The sequence below is a fragment of the Methylobacterium sp. A49B genome (assembly GCF_053346215.1).
Window position 1 is genome coordinate 184,767 of the sequence record NZ_JBKFBO010000117.1, and the last position, 22,425, is coordinate 207,191.

At 70.1% G+C, this 22,425-nt stretch carries 18 protein-coding genes; 2 read left to right on the forward strand and 16 right to left on the reverse strand.

The window, feature by feature from the left end; translation table 11 throughout:
- Positions 1-9 precede the first annotated feature (9 nt).
- The 11 genes from ACLBX9_RS22130 to ACLBX9_RS22180 all read right to left on the reverse strand — a co-directional run bounded on the left by ACLBX9_RS22130 (position 10) and on the right by ACLBX9_RS22180 (position 11,617).
- A complete protein-coding gene (locus ACLBX9_RS22130; RefSeq protein WP_447720437.1) occupies positions 10-360 on the reverse strand; it encodes a Rieske (2Fe-2S) protein in 351 nt (116 codons plus the stop codon).
- Entirely contained in the window at positions 353-1,057 is a 705-nt protein-coding gene (locus ACLBX9_RS22135) for an ABC transporter ATP-binding protein (RefSeq protein ID WP_447720438.1), read from the reverse strand. The genes ACLBX9_RS22130 and ACLBX9_RS22135 overlap by 8 nt, the downstream gene beginning before the upstream one ends.
- Positions 1,050-1,865: an ABC transporter ATP-binding protein gene (locus ACLBX9_RS22140; RefSeq protein WP_447720439.1), complete on the reverse strand. Its 816-nt coding sequence runs from the start codon at positions 1,863-1,865 to the stop codon at positions 1,050-1,052. Before ACLBX9_RS22140 ends, ACLBX9_RS22135 begins: the two co-directional genes overlap by 8 nt.
- Positions 1,862-2,896 (reverse strand): branched-chain amino acid ABC transporter permease, encoded by a 1,035-nt coding sequence (locus tag ACLBX9_RS22145; RefSeq protein ID WP_447720440.1) that lies wholly within the window; start codon positions 2,894-2,896, stop codon positions 1,862-1,864. Before ACLBX9_RS22145 ends, ACLBX9_RS22140 begins: the two co-directional genes overlap by 4 nt.
- Entirely contained in the window at positions 2,893-3,765 is an 873-nt protein-coding gene (locus tag ACLBX9_RS22150; RefSeq protein WP_447720441.1) for a branched-chain amino acid ABC transporter permease, read from the reverse strand. The genes ACLBX9_RS22145 and ACLBX9_RS22150 overlap by 4 nt, the downstream gene beginning before the upstream one ends.
- Positions 3,766-3,848: 83 nt before the next feature.
- Entirely contained in the window at positions 3,849-4,997 is a 1,149-nt protein-coding gene (locus ACLBX9_RS22155; RefSeq protein ID WP_447720442.1) for an ABC transporter substrate-binding protein, read from the reverse strand.
- 34 nt (positions 4,998-5,031) lie between these two features.
- Positions 5,032-6,237 (reverse strand): xanthine dehydrogenase family Fe-S subunit, encoded by a 1,206-nt coding sequence (locus ACLBX9_RS22160; RefSeq protein ID WP_447720443.1) that lies wholly within the window; start codon positions 6,235-6,237, stop codon positions 5,032-5,034.
- Positions 6,234-7,106, reverse strand: a complete 873-nt coding sequence (locus ACLBX9_RS22165) for an FAD binding domain-containing protein (protein WP_447720444.1) — start codon at positions 7,104-7,106, stop codon at positions 6,234-6,236. Before ACLBX9_RS22165 ends, ACLBX9_RS22160 begins: the two co-directional genes overlap by 4 nt.
- On the reverse strand, positions 7,103-9,457 hold the full coding sequence (locus tag ACLBX9_RS22170) for a xanthine dehydrogenase family protein molybdopterin-binding subunit (protein WP_447720445.1): 2,355 nt from the start codon (positions 9,455-9,457) through the stop codon (positions 7,103-7,105). The genes ACLBX9_RS22165 and ACLBX9_RS22170 overlap by 4 nt, the downstream gene beginning before the upstream one ends.
- A complete protein-coding gene (locus tag ACLBX9_RS22175) occupies positions 9,454-10,323 on the reverse strand; it encodes an alpha/beta hydrolase (protein WP_447720446.1) in 870 nt (289 codons plus the stop codon). The genes ACLBX9_RS22170 and ACLBX9_RS22175 overlap by 4 nt, the downstream gene beginning before the upstream one ends.
- A 10-nt stretch (positions 10,324-10,333) precedes the next feature.
- The gene (locus ACLBX9_RS22180) at positions 10,334-11,617 is read right to left on the reverse strand and encodes an amidohydrolase/deacetylase family metallohydrolase (protein WP_447720447.1); all 1,284 of its coding nucleotides are present in this window, start codon (positions 11,615-11,617) and stop codon (positions 10,334-10,336) included.
- Between the two features lie 123 nt (positions 11,618-11,740).
- On the opposite strand from ACLBX9_RS22180, the gene ACLBX9_RS22185 reads away from it, so the two are divergent.
- A complete protein-coding gene (locus ACLBX9_RS22185) occupies positions 11,741-12,259 on the forward strand; it encodes a MarR family winged helix-turn-helix transcriptional regulator (protein ID WP_447720448.1) in 519 nt (172 codons plus the stop codon).
- Between the two features lie 1,417 nt (positions 12,260-13,676).
- On the opposite strand, the gene ACLBX9_RS22190 is transcribed toward ACLBX9_RS22185, so the two are convergent.
- The 5 genes from ACLBX9_RS22190 to ACLBX9_RS22210 form a co-directional block, all read right to left on the reverse strand.
- Positions 13,677-14,423, reverse strand: a complete 747-nt coding sequence (locus ACLBX9_RS22190; RefSeq protein ID WP_447720449.1) for a MauE/DoxX family redox-associated membrane protein — start codon at positions 14,421-14,423, stop codon at positions 13,677-13,679.
- A 41-nt stretch (positions 14,424-14,464) separates the two neighbouring features.
- Entirely contained in the window at positions 14,465-17,638 is a 3,174-nt protein-coding gene (locus ACLBX9_RS22195) for an efflux RND transporter permease subunit (RefSeq protein ID WP_447720450.1), read from the reverse strand.
- Entirely contained in the window at positions 17,635-19,185 is a 1,551-nt protein-coding gene (locus ACLBX9_RS22200) for an efflux RND transporter periplasmic adaptor subunit (RefSeq protein WP_447720451.1), read from the reverse strand. Before ACLBX9_RS22200 ends, ACLBX9_RS22195 begins: the two co-directional genes overlap by 4 nt.
- Positions 19,182-19,592, reverse strand: coding sequence for a FixH family protein (locus tag ACLBX9_RS22205; RefSeq protein ID WP_447720452.1), 411 nt, complete (start codon positions 19,590-19,592; stop codon positions 19,182-19,184). The genes ACLBX9_RS22200 and ACLBX9_RS22205 overlap by 4 nt, the downstream gene beginning before the upstream one ends.
- A gap of 81 nt (positions 19,593-19,673) precedes the next feature.
- A complete protein-coding gene (locus tag ACLBX9_RS22210; RefSeq protein ID WP_447720453.1) occupies positions 19,674-20,129 on the reverse strand; it encodes a hypothetical protein in 456 nt (151 codons plus the stop codon).
- A gap of 590 nt (positions 20,130-20,719) precedes the next feature.
- Here ACLBX9_RS22210 and ACLBX9_RS22215 point away from each other — a divergent pair.
- Entirely contained in the window at positions 20,720-21,982 is a 1,263-nt protein-coding gene (locus tag ACLBX9_RS22215; RefSeq protein ID WP_010682188.1) for an amidohydrolase/deacetylase family metallohydrolase, read from the forward strand.
- Positions 21,983-22,425: the final 443 nt, after the last annotated feature.

The window sequence follows — 22,425 nt, forward strand, 5'->3', positions numbered from 1 at the left end:
CGGAGTTGGTCAGGACGTCTGCCTCAGCACGTTGTCTCCCAGCCGGAGCCATAGCCCATCGGATACGGTCTCGACCGCGAACAGGCGAAGGGCACGAAACGACCAGCCTGGCGAGACGGAACCGTCCCGAAGGTCGAAGGAGGCGAGATGCCTGGGGCAGAGCAGCCGTCCACCCGCGCACCGGCCGAGCGCCAGGTCCGCCCCCTCGTGCGGACAGGCCCGCTCGGCGGCGACGATCCGCGCGCCATCGCGCACGAGCAGCCAGTGATGCCCGCCCGCGGTGACCGGCATCATGTCCCGGTCGCCGAGCAGGTCGACCGGGCCGAGGCGCAGGCGCGCCGGCCGACCGGTCTCAGCCACCGAGATAGGCGTCCCGGACGTGCGGGTCGGCGATGAGCGCCTGCCCCGAGCCCTCCAGCACGATGCGGCCGGTCTCGAGGAGATAGGCGTAGTCGCAGAGTTCGAGGGCCGCGAAGGCGTTCTGCTCGACGAGCAGCACCGTCGTGCCGGCGTCGCGGATCGCCCGGATGACGGCGAACATCCGCTCGACGATGTTCGGGGCCAGCCCCAGGGAGGGCTCGTCGAACATCACGAGCTTCGGACGCCCCATCAGCGCCCGACCGATCGCCAGCATCTGCTGCTCGCCGCCCGAAAGCGTGCCCGCCGCCTGGTCGCGGCGCTCGGCGAGGCGCGGGAACTCGCCGTAGATCCGCTCCAGATCCGCCGCGACGGCCGCCCGGTCGCGTCGCAGATACGCGCCCATGGCGAGGTTCTCGGACACCGTCATCTGCGGGAAGACGCGCCGGCCCTCGGGACAATGGGCGATGCCTACGGCCAGGATCCGGCGGGCCTCCGCGCCCGCGATGCTGTGGCCGTCGAACCGGATCGTGCCGGAGCGCGGCGGGACGAGGCCGGAGATCGCCCGGAGCGTCGTCGATTTGCCGGCGCCGTTCGCGCCGACGAGGGCGACGAGCTGGCCCTCGCGCACGTCGATCGACAGCCCTTTAAGTGCGGTGACGTGGCCATAGCCGCAGACGAGGTCGCGGATCTCAAGCATGGGCCGCCTCCCGAACCGCCGCGGCGGCCTGCCGGGCGGCGCTGCCCTGGCCGAGATAGGCCTCGATCACTGCTGGGTCGCTGCGGATCCGGTCCGGCGGCCCCTCGGCGATCAGGCGGCCGTAATTGAGCACGACGATGCGGTCGGAGACCTCCATCACCATCGGCATGTCGTGCTCGACGAGGAGGATGGTGACGCCGCGCTCCCGGATCTGCCGGATCAGCCGCACGAAGACCCGCGTCTCGGAGGCGTTCATTCCCGAGACCGGCTCGTCGAGGAGCAGCATGGCGGGCTCGGTGGCCAGCGCCAGCGCAACCCCGACGAGGCGCTGCTCCCCGTAGGCGAGGGCGCCGGCCTTCTCGTGCGCCCGGCCGGCGAGCCCGACCCAGTCGAGGAGCGCCTCGGCGCGGGCCCGCAGCTGCCTCTCGCCGGCCTCAGCGCGGCCGAGGAGGGCGTCGAGAACCGGCACGCGCCCCGCCGCGGCACCCATCTGGTGCAGGCCGATCATCACGTTGTCGAACACGGTGTCGTCCGGGAAGACGCTGGTGCGCTGGAAGGTGCGGGCGAGGCCGAGCCGCGTGATCGCGTGCGGCGACAGGACTTTCAGGGATGTGCCGCGGAAGCGGACGTCGCCCTGGCTGGGCTTGAGGAAGCCCGTCATCACGTTGAAGGCCGTCGTCTTGCCGGCCCCGTTCGGGCCGATCAGGCTGACGATCTCGCCCGCGTGGACGTCGAAATGCAGGTCGGCGATGGCGACGAGACCGCCGAAGCGGACCCCGACATGCTCGACCGAGAGGATCGCGCTCATCGCTGCACCGCCGGATTGACTTCGAGGACGGGCGCGGCCTGGGCCGGGCGGCGGCCGAGCAGCGCCGCCAGTCCCGGCACGATGCCCCGCGGCATCACGAACAGGATCACGATCAACACGAGGCCGTAGACGATCCACTGCGCCTCCGGCGCCATGACCGGGCGGAGCGCAACCGGCAGCAGGCCGAAGATCAGGCCGCCGACGACCGGGCCCATCAGGGTGCCCTTGCCGCCCGCCACCACCATGATGACCATGCTGACCGTGGTGGCGAACAGGAACACGTCGGGATCGATGATCCGCAGGTAATGGGCGTAGAGGCTGCCGGCGGCGCCCGCCATCGCGGCCGAGATCACCGCCGCCACCGTCAGCGTGCGGGTGGCGTTGATGCCGACCGACAGCGCCAGCGGCTCGTTCTCCTTGAGGCCCCGCATCGCCCGGCCGAAGCGCCCGCCGACCAAGCGGGCGATCACGGCATAGCAGAGCGTGCCCACGGCCAGCACGAGGTAGTAGTTCTGGAGCTTGGTCTTGAGCGTCCACATCCCCAGGCCCGGCAGGCCGAGGGTGATGGCCGGGATGTTGGTCAGCGCGAGCGGCCCCTGCGTCAGCTCCACCCAGTTGAGCGTCACGAGCCGCACGACCTCGGCGAAGGAGATCGTCACGATCACGAAGTAGGCGCCCCGCACCCGGAAAGAGAGCCGCCCGATCAGGTAGCCGCAGCCGCCCGCCGCGACCGTCGCCAGCAGGAACCCGACCGCCGCCGGCCAGGGCTCGTGGACCGCGCGGAGGCCGAACCCGAGATCGACGTCGAAGCCGAGGCTCGTCAGCGCGCTGACGTAGGCGCCGATGCCGAAGAACGCGATGTGGCCGAGGCTGAGCTGCCCGGTGAAGCCGAGGAGCAGGTTCAGGCTCATGGCGCCGATCGTGAGGATGCCCGTCACGATCAGCGCGTTGAGGAGATAGGGATTGCCCGTGAGGGCAAGCGGCAGGACGATGAGGCCGGCGAGCAGCGCCAGGGGGAGGAGCCGGGTCATCCGATGCGCTCCGCCTTCGCGAACAGACCGGTCGGCTTGTAGAGCAGGACCGCGATGATGATCAGGAACCCCATCGCGTCGCGGTAGCCGGAGGAGACGTAGCCGGCCCCCAGCTCCTCGGCGAGCGCCAGGATGAAGCCGCCGATCGCCGCGCCGGTGACGTTGCCGAGGCCGCCCAGGATGACGATGGCGAAGGCCTTCAGCTCGGCCAGTCCGCCCATCTGCGGGAACACCACGTAGACGGGACCGAGGAGCGCGCCGGCCGCCGCCGCCAGCGACGAGCCGAGCGCGAAGGTGGCGGTGTAGATCCGGCGGACGTCGACGCCCATCAGCGCCGCCGTGTCGGCATCCTGGAAGGCGGCGCGCATGGCGAGCCCGAGCTTGGTCCGGTTGATCAGCGCGTAGGTCAGGGCGATCAGGGCCAGCGCCGCGCCGAGCACGAACAGCCGCAGCCACGACACCGAGACCGGGCCGATCTGGAGCGGCGCCTCCGGGAAGGGCGCGGGGATCGCCTTGGCGACGCCGCCGAAGGTCCAGAGCGTGCCCGATTGCAGGATGATGCCGGCGCCGATCATCACCAGCATGGTGGTGTCGATGTCCGAGCCCCGGAACGGACGCAGCAGAACCAACTCGATCGCGGCCCCGAGCAGGAGCCCGCCGAGGATCGCCACAGGAAGCGCCAGGAAGAAGTTCAGTCCCAGCGCGGCGACCGCGAGATACATGACGTAGGCACCGACCGTGTAGAGCGCGCCGTGGGTGAAGTTCACGACGTTCATGATCCCGAAAATCAGCGTCAGGCCGATCCCCAGCAGCGCGTAGGTGCCGCCGAGGATGAGGGCGTTGACGAGGTGCTGGATCAGTTCGTTCACGGGCGGCCTCCGAGGGTGCGCCCCGGCCCGGGGGCCGGCGGACGGGCGAGGGGGCCGCCATCAGAGCGCCGGCCCGGGGACGCTCACAGCGCCGGCACGATTACCTTCCCGTCCTTGATCTCGACGAGGTAGACGTCGGGCTTGCTCTGGCCGCTCTCCTTCCCGGCGGGGCCGGCCTTGGCGAAGCGGATCGGCCCGTTGAGCCCGACGAAGTCGACCGACCAGAAGGCCTTGGTGATCGCGGCCGGATCGGCCGAACCCGCCTTCTCGATGGCGTGGGCGATCGCGCGGATGCCGTCGTACCCGCGAAAACTCTCGGTGACGCCGGCGAAGTCGAAGCCGCGCTTCTTCCACGCGGCGATGAAGGCCTCGGTGGCCTTCGGGTCCGGCGTCCTGTCGGGCGACCAGGGCAGGAAGGTCGTGAGGTGCATCGTGCCGTCGGCGGCCGCGCCGGCCTGGGCGATGATCTGGTCGGGGTTCTGGGAGCCGCCGGTGGTGATGACCCGCTTCTTCAGGCCGAGCGCCGCCATCTGCTTGAACAGCAGCACGAGCTGATCGACCGAGCTCGTGATCATGATCGTGTCGGAATCCGACGCCTTGAGCTTGGCGAGCTGGGCGCTCATGTCCTGCGCGCCCTGGTCCATGGTCTCGACGAGGCCGACCGTCACGCCCTTGTCCTTGAGCATCTTGCCGAAATCGGTCGCGGCGCCGCGGCCGAAATCGTTGTTGAGGACGAGGAAGTCGACCTTCTTCAGCCCGAGGCGAGACACCATCGGCGCGAAGGTCTCGGCCTCGAGCGACGAGGGCGGCGAGATCCGGAACACGTAGGGGTTGCCGGAGGTCGTGATCTTGCCGGACGAGGAGGTCTCGACCAACATCGGCGTCTCGTAATCCGTGAGCTTGGGCATCACGGCGAGCGTCAGACTGGAGCCCCAGGCACCCATCATCACCGGGGTCTTGTCGCTGGTGATCAGCTTCTCGGCGACCGCGGCGGCCTCGGTCGGGTTGCTCTTGTTGTCCTCGATCACGAGTTCGAGCGTCTTTCCGAGGACGCCACCCTTGGCGTTGATCTCGTCGGCCGCGATCTTGGCGCCGTTCACCACGTAGGTGCCCGAGGCCGCGAACGGCCCGGTCAGCGGCTCGTTGACGCCGATGCGGATCGCGCCCGCCCGGGCGCCCGTCGCCGTCAGCGCCAGCAGGATCGCGGTCGTGAGGGTGAACCTGCTGGGCATTCGCGTGTCTCCGGTGCGTTGAGGCGGGATGGGATCAGGCGCGGCGGAACCAGGCCGCGAGGCGTGCGCGGGCGAGGCCGAGGAGAAGGCGGAGCGGATTGAGATTTGCCGGTGCCGGGGCGGCGACGCCGGAGAGCCGGGCATCGAGGTTGCGGGCGAAGTCCGCGGCGATGCGGCCGGCGAGATCGCGCACCAGACCGGGGCGGCCGAACTGGGCGATGGGTCCGGTCAGGGTGTAGCCGACGTCGAGCGCGACCCGGGCCGTGCCCGGCGCCGGTCCGGCCTCGACCCGGTAGCGGATCCGGCCCTCGGTGGCCGAGCGGCCACCGGCGTCGGTTCCGGCGCCGTGGACCGCGCCGGTTCGCGCCGCCTCGTCCCTGGAAAGGCGGGCGCGGCCGCGGAACGTCGCGGCGATCGGCCCGATCCGCGCCTGCAGGCCGCCCTCGACCGTGTCGGGGGTGGGCCGGGCCGTCAGCACCGCGCCCGGCAGGCAGGCGGCGACCGCCGCGATGTCGCCCAGCAGGGCGAAGACGGCCTCCGGCGGGTGGGCGAAGTCGAGCACCTGCGTGAAGCTGTGGGCCGGCGCGAACGCGTCGGACAGATCCGCCACCGCGGCGGGCGAAGCCGGGGCGGGCCGATCCGCCGGCGGGGGCGCCAGCACTGTCGCGCCGACCTCGGTGCCGACCCGCGCGCCGACCGGGCCGAGGGCGCGCGCCGCGCCGGTCTCCGGCGGGATGCCGCGCCCGCGCCGGTCCGCGATCACCGCCATCACGGCCCTGACGATGCCGGCATAGCCGGTGCAGCGGCAGAGATTGCCCGACAGGCCGACGCGGATCCGCCGCTCGTCGGCCTCGGGCAGCCGCAGGACCAGGTCGCGGGCAGCCACCAGCATCCCGGGCGTGCAGTAGCCGCACTGGAGCGCGTGCTCGCGGTTGAAGGCGGCCCGCAATTCGCCCGCGATGGCGTCCGCGTCGAGGCCCTCGATCGTCGTGACCGCGGCGCCCGCGCAGGCGCCCGCGAAGGTCAGGCAAGCGCGGGCCGGCTCGCCGTCGAGAAGCACGGTGCAGGCGCCGCAGACGCCGTGCTCGCAGCCCAGATGCGTGCCGGTGAGATCGAGCCCGTCGCGCAGCACGTCGCCGAGATGGCTGCGCGGCTCGGCCGCGACCCGCACGGCGCGGCCGTTCACCGTCAGCGCGAGGGCCATGCGGGACGGCCCGGGTTCGGCCAGCGCGGCGCTCATGCGGCCTCCGGAAGGGTGTCGGAGCGGGGATCGGGCGCGGCCGCTGCGGCCACCGCGCGGCTCAGGACGGTGACGTGGATGTGCCTCTCGACCGCGTCGGCCATGCCGGCCTCCCGCAGGGCCTGGTCGGCGGCCCGGGGGTCGAAGCGCGCGGCGAAGTCGGTGCCGATGCGGCCGCCGAAGAGCGGGCGGGCATCGGCCAGGAGCACGGGCGGTCCCTCGACCGCGCCGATCACGGCCCGGCCGCGGCCCGCCCCGGGTTCAAGGCGTACCGCCCCGATGGCGTGGGCGAACTCGCCGATCTTCGCGCAGTGCTTGACGTAGCCCCAGGCCGCGCCCGCCGGCAGCGCCGGGACGCGCACCGCGACCAGGATCTCGTCCGCGCCGAGCGCCACTTCGAGGGCGCCGGTGACGAAGCGCTCCACCGGCAGGGTGCGGCGGCCGCTCCGGCCCGCGATCTCGACCTCGGCGCCGAGGGCGGTCAGGGCGCTCACCCAGTCGGCGGCCGGGTCTGCGTGGACGAGGCTGCCGCCGACCGTGCCGCGGTTGCGCACCGGCCGGTAGGCGATCGCGGCTGCGACCCGCCGCAGCGCGCCGCCGGTGAGATCCGGGACGCGCCCGTCCTCGATGTCCGCGTGGGTCACGCAGGCCCCGAGCACGAGCGTGTCGCCCTCGACCCGCGCGGTCCGGAGCTCGGGCACGCCGGTGATGTCGAGGATGAGGGTGGGCTCGACGAGGCGCAGGTTCAGCATCGGCCCGAGGGACTGGCCGCCCGCGATCAGCTTCACGCCCGCGGGGGCTTCGGCGAGGCGTGCCAGCAGCGCGGGCAGGCTGTCGGGGCGCTCCCAGGCGAAGGCGGCGGGCTTCATGCGGCCTCCCGCGCGGTCTCGGCGGCCGCGCGGGTGGCGAGCACCGCCTCCACGATCCGTCGGGGTGTGACGGGGGAATGCAGCATCTCGACGCCGAGCGGCGCCAGCGCATCGTTGATGGCGTTCGCCAAAGCCGCCGGGGGCGCGATGGCGCCGCCCTCGCCGATGCCCTTCTGGCCGAAGCGCGTGTAGGGCGAGGGCGTCTCCATGTGGTCGATGCGCGCCATCGGCACGTCGGCGGCGCCGGGCAGGAGATAGTCGGCGAAGGTCGAGGCCAGCGGCTGGCCGCGGCCGTCGAAGCACATCTCCTCGAACAGAGCCGTGCCGATCCCCTGCGCGAGGCCGCCGTAGATCTGGCCGTCGACCACGAGGGGGTTCACCAGCGTGCCGCCATCCTCGACGATGACGTAGTCGAGGATCTCGACCGCCCCGAGATCGGGATCGACCGCCACCACGGCCGCGTGCGCCGCGTACGAGAAGGTGCCGGAATCGCGCACCGGCTTGTAGCCGGCGGTGACTTCGAGGCCGCCCGGATCGGTGTCGGGGGCGAGGTCCTGCGGGCGCCGGTACCAGGTGCGGGCGATCGCCTCCAGCGGCACATCGCCCGTGGGACCGACGACGTGGCCGCCCTCGAACCGGCATTCCTCGGGCCGCGCTTGGAGCAGGTGGGCGCCGATCCGCACGGCGCGGTCGCGCAACGCCTCGCAGGCCGCCGCCACCGCGCCGCCGGCCATCACCATGACGCGGGAGCCCCAGGAGCCGGTGGAGTAGGGGGTCATGGCGGTGTCGCCGTGGATGAGGCGGGTGCGCGCCACCGGGACGCCCAGGATCTCGTGGGCGACCTGGGCCAGCGTCGTCTCCAGGCCCTGGCCGTGGGAATGGGCGCCGATCCGCAGTTCCAGGCCGCCGTCCGGGGTCAGGCGGGCGCTGGCCTGCTCGTGGCCCGGCACCATCGGGATGCCCCAGCCGGAATAGACCGAGGTGCCGTGCGCGGCCTGCTCGCAGTAGATCGCGAGGCCGAGGCCGATCCGGCGCCCGTCCGGCTCGCCCTCACGCTGGCGGGCGCGGAGCGCGTCCACGTCGACGGCCTTCAGCGCCCGGGCGAGCGCCTCCGGGTAGTCGCCGCTGTCGAAGTGTTTCTTGGTGATGTTCTCGAACGGCATCTGCCCGGGCCGGACGAGATTCTTCTCACGCACCGCCTCGGGCGGGATCCCGGCCGCGCGGGCGACGGCGTCGAGCACCAGTTCCAGGGCGAAGCAGACGCCGGTGCGCGCGACCCCGCGATAGGGCAGGATCGGGCACTTGTTGGTCGCCACCGACCATGTCCGGCAGCGATAGGCCGGGAAGTCGTAGGGCCCCGGCAGGATGCTGGCGACCTGCGCGGCCTCCAGGCAGGCCGAGAACGGGTAGGCCGAGTAGGCGCCGGAATCGACGGTGGCCTCGCAGTCGATGCCGCGCAGGGTCCCGTCCCGCTCCGCGTAGGCGGTGATGCGGTAATGGTGCTCGCGGCAATTGGCGTTGGCGGTCAGGTGCTCGCGCCGGTCCTCCACCCAGCGGACCGGGTGGCCGCAGCGGAGCGCGAGCCACGCCAGCGCCACGTCCTCGGCGAGCAGGATCGCCTTGTAGCCGAAGCCGCCGCCGACATCCGGCGAGACGATGCGGATGCGGCCCTGCTCGATCCCGAGGCATTCCGAGAGGCCGTTGCGCACGATGTGCGGCATCTGGCTCGCGGTGTGGACGACGAGCTGGTCGAGGCGGTGATCGAGGCTCACCACGGTGCCGCGGCCCTCGATCGGCGCCATGCACTGGCGGCCCGTCGAGATGGTGCGGCTGACCTTGATCGGCGCGTCGAGGGCGCTCTCGATGCCGACATCGACCAGGGTCTCCAGGAAGACGTTGTCGCCCCAGTGCTCGTGGACGAGGGCGGAGCCCGGCGCGCGGGCGGCCAGCATGTCGTGGATGGCGGGCAGCTCATGCAAATCGAGCACCACGGCGGCGGCGATGTCCTCGGCCTCCGCGCGGGTCGGGGCGACGCACAGCGCCACCAATTCGCCGACCTGCCGGACCTTGCCGGTGGCGAGCACCGGCTGCTCGGACACCTTGAAGCCGGGCAGCCCCGAGACCGCCCGGATCGGCAGCACCCCGTCGAGGTCGGCGGCGGTGAAGACGCGGTCGCGGTAGGCCTCCGGCACGTGGATGGCGCGGATCCGGGCATGGGCGAGCGGGCTGCGCACGAAGGCGACGTCCTGCATCCCCGGCAGCCGGAGATCGCCGACATACTGGCCGCGCCCGCGCATCAGGCGGTCGTCCTCCTTGCGAGGCAGCGGAGCCCCGACGCCCTCGCGGCTCATCGGGCGCCTCCGAGAACATCCTGGGCGGCGCGGACCAGAAGGCCGTCGGGCCGGCGGAATTCGTTGAGGATCGAGAAGTGGTCGGCGCCCGGCACCGGCAGCAGGGCGCCCGGCGCGTGGGCGGCGCTGCGCAGGGCGTGGAGGTTGCGCGCGTCGCGGACGAGGGCGGGCAGCTCCCGGCTGCCGTAGGCGATCGTCATGGGCTTGGGCACGACGGGCAGGCGCAGGGGCGACAGCGTCCCGATCTCGTCCTCGGTCAGCCCGAGCTTCTCGTTCAGGTAGGTCTCGCGGATCGGCGCGAGGTCGTAGACGCCGGAGATCGCCAGGACCGCGGACACGGCGGGATGTCCGAGATGAAGGGCGGCGAGGTGCGCCCCCGCGGACCAGCCGGCGAGGACGACCGGGCCGCCGATCCCGCGCGCCGCCCCGTGCCCGGCGAGCCAGTCGAGGGCGGCACCGATCTCGGCGGCGATGCCGGTGAGATTCGCCTCGGGTGCCAGGGTGTAGCCCGGCATCGCCACGGACCAGCCGGCGGCGTTCAGCCCCTCCGCGAAGCAGGCGAAATCGGCCCGGGCGTTGCGCTGCCAGTAGCCGCCGTGGACGAAGACGAGGCACGGGGCCCGCGCTCCCGCCGCCGGGTAGAGATCGAAGGCGGTGCGGTCCCCCGCGGCGTAGGGGATGTCGAGCCCGGCCAGGTGCGCCGCGCGGTAGGTCGCGGAGGCCGCGTTGCGGGCCGCGACCTGGGCGGCGCTGTCGGGCACGCCCGCGTTGTTGTCGTAGCAGGCGCCCCGGGCCGCGAAGTCCAGGGCGTCCCAGCGGCGGCGCGGGTCCGGCGGAGTCGGGTCGTCGAGGGCGAAGGCGGGCACCGGCGCCACCTCAGGCCGCGATCGCCTGAGGCAGGATCGGCGAGTCGGCCTCGAAGCGCGTCCCCGCGCGCAGGCAGAAGGCTGGTCGCAGCAGGCGGTCGGCGATCACCCGCGTGTCCTCGTTGTCGCGCAGCAGGAAGCGGCCGCGATCGTCGTGCAGCACCGAGACGTCGGCCGCGTAGCCGACCTTGAGGGCGCCGATCCGGTCGCCCATGCGCAGCATCTCGGCCGGGTGCGACGTCACCATCGGCACCACCTCCTCCAGCGGGATGCCCAGCGCCATCATCGAGCTCATCGCCTGGGTCAGGCTGAACCGGGCCTGCCCGAGGAACGGGTGGTTCTCGTCGTCGTGATGCTCGTCCGGGGTGCCGGCGGGCTTCTTCACCTCGGGGACCTCGGTGTTGTAGCCGTGCATGTCGGCGCCCAGCGTGTAGGGGATCACGCCGGCCGGCAGGGACGCGCGGGCCACACGGTAGGAGAAGTGGCTGCCGTGGCCGACATCGACCTTCAGCCCGGCGTCCATCGCCCGGCGGATGATGTGGTGGACCTCGCCCTGCTCGTTGATGAAGCCGCCCGGGTGGCGGGTGAAGGGGTGGGCCAGGACGTCGCCGGGCCGCAGCAGCGGGATCACCCGCTCGACGATGGTGTCGGCGTCCTCGCCGTTGGCGCCCGATTCCGGCAGGCCCCAGAGCTGGCCGAAATGCACGTAGAGCGGCAGGTCGGCGCGGCGGCTGATCTCGGCCGCCATCTCCATCACCTTGATGCCCCAGCGGGCGAAGCCGCCGATCTCGGCGTGACCCTTGATGCCGCGCACGAGGTCGCGGTTCTCGGTGGCCGACTTCACCGTCGCGTCGATGTCGACGCCGTCCGGGCTGTAGAGGTTCGGGTAGAAATGCCCCTCCAGGCCGCCGACGAGGTAGGCCGACAGGAAGGCGAGCACCTGCGTCTGCGAGCGCTCGGCGATGAAGTGGCGGAAGCCCGGCAGGGTCATGCAGGACGGGCCGCCCTGGTCCACCACCGTCGTCACGCCCGAGCGCACGCCGACCATGTCGGGGTTCAGGCCGAAGCGGCCGGTGACGTACTGGTAGACGTGGGCGTGCGTGTCGATCATGCCGGGCAGGACGAGCTTGCCCGAGACGTCGACCACCTCGGTTGCGGCCGACGGCAGGATGGTCTCCTCCACGGCCGCGATGCGCCCGTCGCGCACCGCAACGTCGCGGATGCCATCCACGCCGGAGGCGGGGCAGATCACCCGCCCGCCCCGCAGAACCAGATCGTAGCGGCGATTGTCCATCTCGACCTCGCGATTTCGACCGGCTCGCACCGGCCGCTGACTTGCCAGATGCGAAGCATGCTTCGTATTTCGGCGTTTGCATAGGGCATGCCAAGAATGATTCCGAACCGCGGGGACGGGGTGATGGGTGAGGGTCTGCGAGCCGATCCGGCAGACGAGCCGACCGACGCGAAGGCGTCGGCGGGTACGCCGCACTGGCCGCTGGTTGAACGCCCGGGTTTCCTCGCCCGCCGCATGCACCAGATCCACGTCAGCCTGTTTGCGGAGCGTTGCGCCGCTTTCAACGTCACTCCGCTGCAGTACAGCCTGCTCTCGATCCTGCGTGACCTGGAGGAGGCCGATCAGACGACGCTCGCGGCCGCGGTCGCCCTCGACCGGACGACGACGACCGGCGCCCTCAAGCGGCTTGCGGCGCGCGGCCTCGTCAGTCGCGCGACGTCACCCTTGGATCGCCGCGCCCAGCTCTGCCGCCTGACAGCGGAGGGCGCGGCCCTCCACGGCGCGATGGAACCGGCAGCCCGGCTGGCGCACGCCCAGACCGTCGCGGCGCTCACGCCGACGGAACAGGACCTCCTGACCCAGCTCCTGAGACGCGTCATCGAGGGGCACGAACACCGGCGCGGACAGGCCATCATCGAGTGAGATGTGCCTATGCCTACGGCGCGATCAGGCTTGGGCCTCTTCCGCTACCTCGACTGACCTTTTTGTAATAGAATAGGCATTTTCAGCCAGACTACATCGCGATGGACCCTTCTGCGCAAGAACCTGGAAGAGTTACTTGCTATCCGGCGCATCGATCCCGTGCGGTCAGAGCCGCGTGCCGTGGATCATTTGCGTGTCGCCATCGGTGACAAAGGCGTGCCCGGTGATCTGTCCTGGCGCGAGAACGGGTTCGACGAAGAGTGCAATCCCGATCAGGCTCCGACTTTGCTCTGAAGCGAGAAATTGAGCATCGAGCTATCTGCACTGCCGATCGAGCATCCTCGCTATGTCGAGGCCTCCGAACGACATGCCGCGCTTGAATGGCGGACCCGGAGAGATCCGGACACGACCGTTGTCGCTGAAGAGTTCGAGGGGCTGCTGCACACTCCACGATCCGTCTGGGTTGCGCGTAAATCGGGAGCAGTCCAATTCCATCTGACCGGTCGGCTGCTGCGCCTGAGCCGAACTTGCGACGAGCGCCAATGCGGACAGACCTAACTTGGTAGATCGCGACAGCATGCACGGTCCCTCGTCGAATTGCGAAGCGCATCTAGGCGTTCGAGTTGAAAAAGCCAGTCGCACTATTCAGTGCGTGGCTACTACGGACTGGACGTTGGCGAGGCATATCGCTTCCCGGGAGACGCGCACGCACCGATCGTGGCCTGTGGCGCGCACGCTGCAGGATTCGGTTCGACGCTGACCGTCTTGCGCCCGTGGCCGAGCTTGACGTGCGGCATCCGCTGGAAGGTCGCGACCGGGGGTCTTGAGGGACGAGCCATGTGTCGCTGACGGTAAGTCAGGACACCGAAGGCATTTCGATTGAAGACCCGTCGAAGGTGCTGGACCGACCGCGGAATGCTGCCTCGGAGGCGGATCACCGCGATCGAGACGCTTCGTGAGCGGCCAAGACGTTAGCGGTCGGTTCACAGGAATGCCTGCTTCTCTGGACAGATCTGCTCAAGAGCCGATCAATCGCTCACAGTCAGCTTCCGTCACGCTGTTCGGTGTCTGTGAGGGTTGAACACGGTCGGATCTGCCAATCTGCTCGCAGGCGCAAAAACATCTGATGGGCGTCCGACGCCGATTGGACGCCGGCCTAAAGCCGAGAAGCCCTCATCGAGCCGGACGGGCAGAAGGGCAGATCTCAACATGATGATTGCAAAAGAAGATTTGGCGACGCCTTTCACATCTTCTCTTCGATGCTGGCTCCCACGCGCGGTCATTTACCGGGAAGCTGGCGAGGAAGCCTGCCACCATGGCGGCCTGCACTGCGGATGGAAATTCCCCCACCAGACGGCCCGAGCAGCAAGGATGCGACGGAAAGGTCATGGAGCCAGCCCGACACGGAAGGCGGCGCTCAATGGTGCGCCGCCAGCATCCAGAGGGCCATGGCGACCATCATTATGTTCTCGGTCAGCGAGACGAAGCCAAGCGGCACCTTGCTCGACCCGCCCACGCAGGCGCACTTGATGTCGCGCTTGTCGACGTAAACCGCCTTGAAGACCGATAAGGACCCGACCGAGCCGATGAACAGCGCCACGGGGATCGAGATCCCGTTGAGGGCGCCCGCCACCATCAGCACGCCGGCGATACCCTCCAGGAACGGGTAGGCGTAGGCGTAGCGAACCCAGCGCCGCCCGAGCATGTCGTAGCCAAGGAACATCGAGGAGAAGCTCTCGACATCTTGAAGCTTGAGCAGCGCGAGCACGCACATGCTGAAGGCGATGAACCACTCCGCGGCGCGCATCGTGAGCGGCGTCCCGTAGGCGGCGTAGCTCGCCGCCAGGGCCATGAGCGCCGTCATCGAGAACACCACCATGACAGGCACGTAGGTCGGCTCGTTCGGGTCATTGGCGGCCGTGCCGAAGCGGCGCTTCAGGTCGTCGAAGCCGCCGACGCGCTCGCCGTTGATGAAGGTCTGCGGCGTCGACTTGACCTGATGTTCGGCCTTGAACCGGTCGGTTTCCGCCCTGTCCGTCAGTAGGTGGTCCTCGACCTCGAAGCCCTTGCGTTCGAGGAGGTCCTTGGCCTTCAGTCCGTAGGGACAGGTGTGCTCGGGGGTGACCATCCGGTACAGGACGGCCTTACGGGCAGGCGACAACATGAGCGGCTCCTTTCCGATGTGGGGCGGGGGGCGCGCCGGCGCTACTCGGCGGCGGCCCGGTGAGGTATCGACTCCTCGACGCCGTTCGTCTGAATTTGATTGCCGGACGGCAGCCTCCAGCCCTTCACGAGCGCGTAGACGGCGGGGATCACCACGAGGGTCAGCACGGTGGAGGAGACCATCCCGCCGATCATCGGCACGGCGATGCGCTGCATGACCTCCGAGCCCGAGCCGCTGCTCCACAGGATCGGAACGAGCCCGGCCATGATGGCCACGACCGTCATCATCTTCGGACGCACCCGCTCGACCGCGCCGACCATGATCGCGCGGCGCAGGTCAGCCCGCGTCTGGGGGCGGCTCTCCCGCGCGCATCCGGACCGGATCTCGTCCCAGGCGTGGTCGAGGTAGACCAGCATGATCACGCCGGTCTCTGCGGCGACGCCGGCCAGCGCGATGAAGCCGACCGCCACCGCAACCGATAGGTTGAAGTCCATGAACCAGAGCAGCCACACCCCGCCGACCAGGGCGAAGGGCAGCGACAGCATGACGATCAACGTCTCGGTCAGGCGGCGGAAGTTCAGATAGAGGAGCAGGAACACGACGAGCAAGGTCAGCGGCACCACGATCCGCAGGCGTGCCTCGGCCCGCTCAAGGTACTCGTACTGCCCGCTCCACTGGAGGGTCGTGCCCGGGGGCAGCTGGACTTCCTTCGCCACTGCCGCGCGCGCCTCGGCGACGTAGCCGCCCAGGTCCCGGCCGGTAATATCGACGAAGATGTAGACCGCGAGCTGACCATTCTCGGTCCGGATCGAGGTCGGCCCCCGGGCGAGCTCGACCTTCGCGACCTCGCGAAGCGGAACCGTTCCCCCTGCCGGAAGGGGCACCTGCACCTCGTCGGCGATGGCGCGGGGGTCCGAGCGGAAGGCGCGCGGGTAGCGCACGTTCACGGTGTAGCGTTCGCGGCCCTCGACCGTGGTCGTCACGGCCTGGCCGCCGAGCGCCGTGGCGATCACGTCCTGCACGTCGCCGACCATCAGGCCGTAGCGGCCCAGCGCCTCCCGGTCGGGGGTGATGTCGAGGAAGTAGCCGCCGATGACCCGCTCGGCATAGGCGCTCGACGTGCCCGGCACAGCGCGCACTACCGCCTCGACCTGCCGGGCAACGCCCTCCATTTGCTTCAGGTCGGTCCCGAGCACCTTGATGCCGACCGGCGTGCGGATGCCGGTCGAGAGCATGTCGATGCGGGCACGGATCGGCTGCGTCCAGGCGTTCGAGACACCCGGGAACTGCAAAGCGTCGTCCATCTCCGCCTTGAGGCTGGCGCGGGTGACGCCGGGGCGCCACTCCGTCTTGGGTTTCAGGGTTATGACGGTCTCGAACATCTCCATCGGAGCCGGGTCGGTCGCCGTGTTGGCGCGGCCCGCCTTGCCGTAGACCGAGGCGACCTCCGGGAAGCTCTTGATGATACGGTCCTGGGTCGCGAGGAGCTCGCCCGCCTTGGTGACGGAGATCCCGGGCAGGGTCGTCGGCATGTAGAGCAGGCTGCCCTCGTCGAGGTCCGGCATGAACTCGGAGCCGAGTTGCCGGGCCGGCCACACGGTCGCCGCCAGCACGCCCACGGCGATCAGAATGGTCAGCATCCGCGCCCGCAGCACCCCGGCGATGAGCGGCCGGTACAGCCAGATCAGAAGGCGGTTGAGCGGGTTGCGGTGCTCCGGGACGATCCGCCCGCGCACGAACAGCACCATCAGCGCAGGCACCAGCGTCACCGAGAGGAGCGCTGCCGCCGCCATGGCGAAGGTCTTGGTGTAGGCGAGCGGCCCGAACAGCCGTCCCTCCTGGCTCTCCAGGGTGAAGATCGGCAGGAAGCTCACGGTGATGACGAGGAGCGAGAAGAACAGCGACGGGCCGACCTCGGACGCGGCCTCAACCAGGATCAGGACCCGCGGCTTGCCCAGGGGCGCGCGCTCCAAGTGCTTGTGGGCGTTCTCGATCATCACGATGGCGGCGTCGATCATGGCGCCGACCGCGATGGCGATGCCCCCAAGGCTCATGATGTTGGCGCCGATTCCGAGCGCCTTCATGCCGGCGAGGGCCATCAGGATGCCGACCGGCAGCATCAGAACCGCCACGAGCGCGCTGCGCAGGTGGAGCAGGAACACGACGCAGACCAGGGAGACGACGACGCTCTCCTCAACCAGCGTGTGCCGCAAGGTGTCGATGGCCGCGTCAATGAGTTGGGAGCGATCGTAGACCGGCAGGATCTCGGTGCCGGCCGGCAGACTCTTCGCGACCTCGGCGAGCTTCGCCTTCACCCCCTCGACGACGCTGAGGGCGTTGGCACCGAAGCGCTGCAGGACGATGCCGCCGGCAACCTCGCCGTCGCCGTTCATCTCGGTGATGCCGCGCCGCTCGTCCGGCCCGAGCTCGACGCGGGCGACGTCCCGCACCCGCAGCGCCGTGCCGCCGGAGGTCTTGAGAACGATGTTCTCGATGTCGGCGACGCCCTTCAGGTAGCCGCGTCCGCGCACCATGAACTCGAACTCCGAAAGCTCGACGGTGCGTCCGCCGACGTCGGCGTTGCTCGCGCGGATCGCGTCGCGGAGCTTGTTGAGGGGGATGCCCTGGGCCCGCAGGCGATTTGGATCGACGACGACGGTGTACTGCTTCACGAAGCCGCCGACGCCGGCGACCTCGGCCACACCCTCGGCCCGAGAGGCACCGAAGCGGATCACCCAATCCTGGATCGAGCGCAGTTCGGCGAGCGTCCGCTCCTTGGCTACCACGACGTACTGGTAGACCCAGCCAACGCCGGTGGCGTCGGGACCGAGCGTCGGATTCACCCCGGCCGGGAGCTTGCTCCCGGCTGCGTTGAGGTACTCCAGAACCCGTGAGCGGCCCCAATATGGGTCGGTACCGTCCTCGAAGATGACGTAGACGAAGCTGACCCCGAAGAACGAGAAGCCGCGCACGACCTTGGCCCTCGGCACCGTCAGCATGGCGGTGGTGAGCGGGTAGGTGACTTGGTCCTCCACGACCTGGGGGGCCTGACCCGGATACTCGGTGTAGACGATGGCCTGCACGTCCGAGAGGTCGGGGATGGCGTCCAGCGGCAGCGTCCGGAGCGCCAGCAAGCCGGCCGCGACGGCGAAGATCGTACCGACCAGCACCAGGACGAGGTTGCGGGCCGACCAGCCGATGAGGCGTGCGATCACGGATTGCCTCCCGCGTTCGCCGCCTGCCGGTCGTCCTTCGGGGTGGCCAGGGACTGGAGCGCTGTCTTCAGGTTGCTCTCGGCGTCGATCAGGAAATTCGCAGCCGTCACCACCCGCTCGCCCGCCGCCACGCCGTGGCGGATCTCGGTGTAGCCTCCTCCGCTGACGCCGACCGTCACTGCCCTCGGCTCGAAGCGGCCCTCGCCGCGGTCGAGGAGCACGATCTGGCGCTCGCCGGTGTCGATGACCGCGTCGTCCGGAACTGTCGCCACCGGCTTGGCATCGCCGGTGGCGATCTCGACGTCGGCGTACATGTCGGGCAGGAGCACACCGTCCGGGTTCGGCAGCTCGATCCGGACCCGGGTGGCCCGAGTGTCGGGGTTCACCTGCGGGTAGACGACCGCGACCTTGCCCAAGAAGCTACGGCTGGGGGCCGAGCGGAGCCGCACGGTGGCGGGCTGGCCGACCCGTACCCCGGCGAGGTCGCGCTCGGGCACGTCGGCCAGCACCCACATCGTCGAGATGTCGCCGATTCGGAACAGGGTGTCGCCGGCCGCCGCCTTCATACCCTCGACTGCGTTCCGCTGCAGGACGACGCCGTCGCGGGGCGAAGCCCATGTGATGGCCATGGGCACCTTCCGGGTGCGCTCCATCTCGTCGATGACGGGTTCGGATACGTTCAGGTTCTGCAGGCGTCGCCGGGCGCCGTCGAAGCCAGGGTTGGCGATGAGCTGGGCGGCCGCCGCGTTGATATCGGGGGAGTAGACGTGCACCAGCGCCTGGCCCTTCCGGACCCGGTCGCCGGTCGTGACGTTCTCGACGTGGTCGACGAAGGCGTCGGAGCGGGTTGCCACGACGGTGACGCGCCGCTCGTCGAGCGCCACGGTGCCGGGCACGCGCACCGGCTGCGCCACCACGCGCCGCTCGACGGTCTCGGTGCGCACGCCGGTGCGCTGTACCTTGCCGGGCGAGATGGTCACGGTGGTCCCGCCATCGCCCTCACTGGCGTAGACAGGGATATAGTCCATCCCCATCGAGTCCTTCTTCGGCACCGGCGAGGTGTCCGGCAGCCCCATCGGGTTGCGGTAGTAGAGAACTCTGCGGTCGCCGCCCGCGGATTTGGCTGCCTCGCTCGCCGCCATGCCGTGCTTGGACATGTCGTGGCCGGACGTCCCGGATAGCTTGGCATCGCCGTCCTCGGCACCGTCGAAGCTGACGTCCTCGCCGGCCCGGACAGACCGAAATTCCCGGCCGTCGTCGGTCACCATCTGCGAGGCCGAGTAGACCGGCTTCCCGTCCGGGTCCTGGTAGTAGACCACCGGCCCGGTCGCCTTTGCGGGCTGCGCAGCCGCGTTCGGGCGGCCCGCGATGATCGGGAGCCAGTCGGCGATCCGCACCTGCACCACTCCGGGCAGCGCGGCCGCCAGCTCGGAACGGGCCCGTTCAACAAGGGCCGGTACGGAGTCACTCTCGTGCCCGGCGATGTAGCCGGCGCCCCCCGCCGCGAGTGCGACGAGGGTCCCGGCGAGCCATGCAGACCGGCTCACTTGACGGCCTGGAAGATCAGCTTGTCCTCGACCGTGCCGGTCTCGCCCTGGACCTTGGCCCCAAGGGAGAGGCGCCAGCCGCCGGCCATCGAGAGCTTCGCCTTGAAGCGGTAGATGCCGGGCTCGGTGGAGGGTAGTTGATCAAGCTTGGTGACCATCTCCTCCATGCCGTCGGGAGCCATGTCGAGCCGTTTGGCGAAGATCACGGCGTCGGGCACCGGCTTGCCGCTGCGTCTGTCGACGATGCGCACGGCGACAACGGTCTCGCCGACCTTCGCCTCCGGCTGCACGAGCTGGAACTGGTAGTCCTTGATGTCGGCCTGGGCGGGCAGGGTCATCGCCGACGCGGACAGGCCGGCGCCGAGCAGTGCGGCTGGTAGGGCGCACGCGAATGGGTTCTTTGTCACAGGTGCTATCTCCTGAACGCGATGGATGGCGTTGCGCGGGCGCGCGTCATCGTGCCGGCGCAGGCGCCGGCGGCATCGGGTTCAGGCTCGAGGGGGCTCCGGTAACGGCGATCCGTGCACACTGGCGAAGGCCGCGTGGTCAGGCCAAGTCACGTCCGCGTGGATCGCGACGGGCACCGGGACGGGCTCCGTGCCCGGCAGCAGGGAGGCCACGCTCGCCAAGCACAGGGCCATAAGCGGGCACCCTTTCGCGCAGTCCGGCTTGGCGGCATCGGACTTCGGGCAGCAGGGCATGTCGTCCATGTCCATGCCGGCCATGTCCATGCCGGCCATGTCGACCGACGCGGCCGCATGGTGGCCCGTCGCGGCATGGTCCATCCCGGCCTTGCCGTGGTGATCCGTGGTGGCCGCGTGACCGCTCCACGCCATCGACGCGTGCATGCCGGCGGTTGCCGCGGGTGCGGTCACCGGTGTCAGGGCGAGGCTGAGGACCGCCAGGAGCGGCAACAGTCGCCGAAGGGCGAGCCAGAGGGTCACGGGTCTAGGATGCCAAATTCTGGGCCGGTGTGGAAGTCCGTCCGGCGGCAGCGGGAACGTCGGACTCGCCGCGTCGCGCCGACCCTCAGACAGGCTCGACCGGGTAGCCAGCCCGGCTCATGGCCTGCGCGGTCCGGTCGGCCGGCCGCACCGCACCGGACATGTCATCGAAGCAAACATGGCCGCTGCGAGAGCGCACAACCCGACCCATTCACGCTGATCGCCACGGAAAAAACCTGAGAACGGCCCTTCCTCGGGCTGCCGGCGGATCATGGAGCTGGTCCAATCTCGGGTCGCCGCTTGCCGCGCTCATCGACCAATTCGACGACGGTATCTCGGCCAGCGATGCCCTGTTGCTCGTCTGCCGCCCCGGAGCGCAGGCGGCGACGCTGGCCGGAGGCGGGCCCGCCGGCTACCGGTATAATCTTCGGTGATCATCAAGGCGCGATGTCGCCGAAACCTTGCAGCTTGACTATGGTGAGATCTACGCTCCAACGCGGCGCCGTCGAGCAACGAGCGCCGTGTAACTGGGCCAGAAGGCCGAAGCGCCGACCAACGGCACGCGGCCGCGCCCCGAGGGAGGTTGGACCATGTCCGATTTGTCGCGTCGTAGCTGGCTCGGCCTCGCTGGCGCCCTGGCGGCCGTGGGGCCCGCTGCCGCCGTGCCCGACCGGTTCGACCTGCTGATCAAGGGCGGGGAGGTCATCGACCCGAGCCAGTCGCTGCGGGCGAAGCGCGACGTCGGGATCCGCTTCGGTGTGGTGGCCGCCCTCGAGCCAGATATTCCCGCTGAACGCGCCAAGCAGACGATTGATGCCTCCGGCAAGCTCGTGCTGCCGGGACTCGTCGATCTGCACGCTCACACCTATCCCTACGGCTCGGCGATCGGCATCCCAGCCGACGAGACCGTCCCGTTCTCAGGGGTGACCACGGTGGTCTCGGCAGGCGATGCGGGAGCCAACAACATCGCGGCGCTCCGGCGCCACATCGCGGCCCAGACACGCACGCGGATGTTCGCCTTCATCCACATCGCCAACAACGGCCTGTCGGCCTTTCCGGTGGCCGAGCTGTACAACCTCGACAATGCGCAGGTGGAGGCCTGCGCCCTGGCGATCGCCGAGAACCCGGACTTCGCCATCGGCGCCAAGGTCCGGATGTCCGAAAATGTCATCTTCAAGCATGGGGCCGAACCGCTAAAGCGCGCCATCCAGGCCTGCGAGATGTCGGGGCGGCCGGCGAAGGTGATGGTCCATATCGGCGGCGTCGAGACGCCGGCGCTGATGAGCCAGATCCTCGATCTGCTGCGGCCGGGCGATATCCTCACGCATTGCTACTCGGGTGCGCCCAACAGCGCCGGTCAGTTCACGAACATCGTCCAGGACGGCAAGCTGCTGCCGGCTGCCCTGGAAGCCAAGCGGCGGGGCGTCGTGTTCGACATCGGCCACGGCGGCGGTTCGTTCGATTTCACCGTCGCCGAAGCTGCGATCGCGCAGGGTGCGCCGCCCGACACGATCTCCTCGGATCTGCATGTCTTCTCCGGCAACACCCCCGGCATGCCTTTCCTTCCGGTGGTGATGAGCAAGTTCCTGCCGCTGGGCTTCAGCCTGGAGCAGGTGATCGCGATGGCGACCCACAAGCCCGCCGGCATCATCGACAGGGTGCCGAAGCTCGGAACTCTGCAAGTGGGCGCGCCCGGCGATGTCTCGGTGATGGAGTGGGTCGAGCGCCCGCTCTCGATGGTGGACACGCGCAACAACCGACGCGACGGCAAGGGCTTTCTGGCGCCGGTGCAGACAGTCAACAACGGTGTGCCGTTCGGCCGTCCCTATCAGTCACCCTTCTCCGTCCGCTGAACGCTGCGCGAGGTGAAGGCGATTGCCCTCAGCGGCGGAAAAGGCGGTGCGACGCTTCCGGATCGTCTGGATCTCTAGGATCAGGCGGCCTCAGCGCGGGGATCGGGCAAGCCGGCCCAGCGCGAAGGCGACGTCGAAGACGGCGCGTAGCGTCGAGGTGCGGTTTGCGTCGGTGTGACGGATCGGGCGGCAGCCGTGGGTGCCACCCGGTGGCGGGCTTCCTCGGCGTAGTGCCGTCCGTCGTCGATCAGGTGGTCGGCGCGGATCCGGGCCTCGTGAGCCAGGGCACGTCCGTCCTCGGCGCAGTTCTCGGCGCGGCCGCGAGTCCGGCCGTGAGCGTGCTGCGCGCGCGCCGGCCTCCGCGTTCGACGCCCCGCGGACCTGACGAGTCGGATCGCCGGTCTGGCCGCCCCGCGCGATCCGCGTGCCGCCGTTCAGGTGGC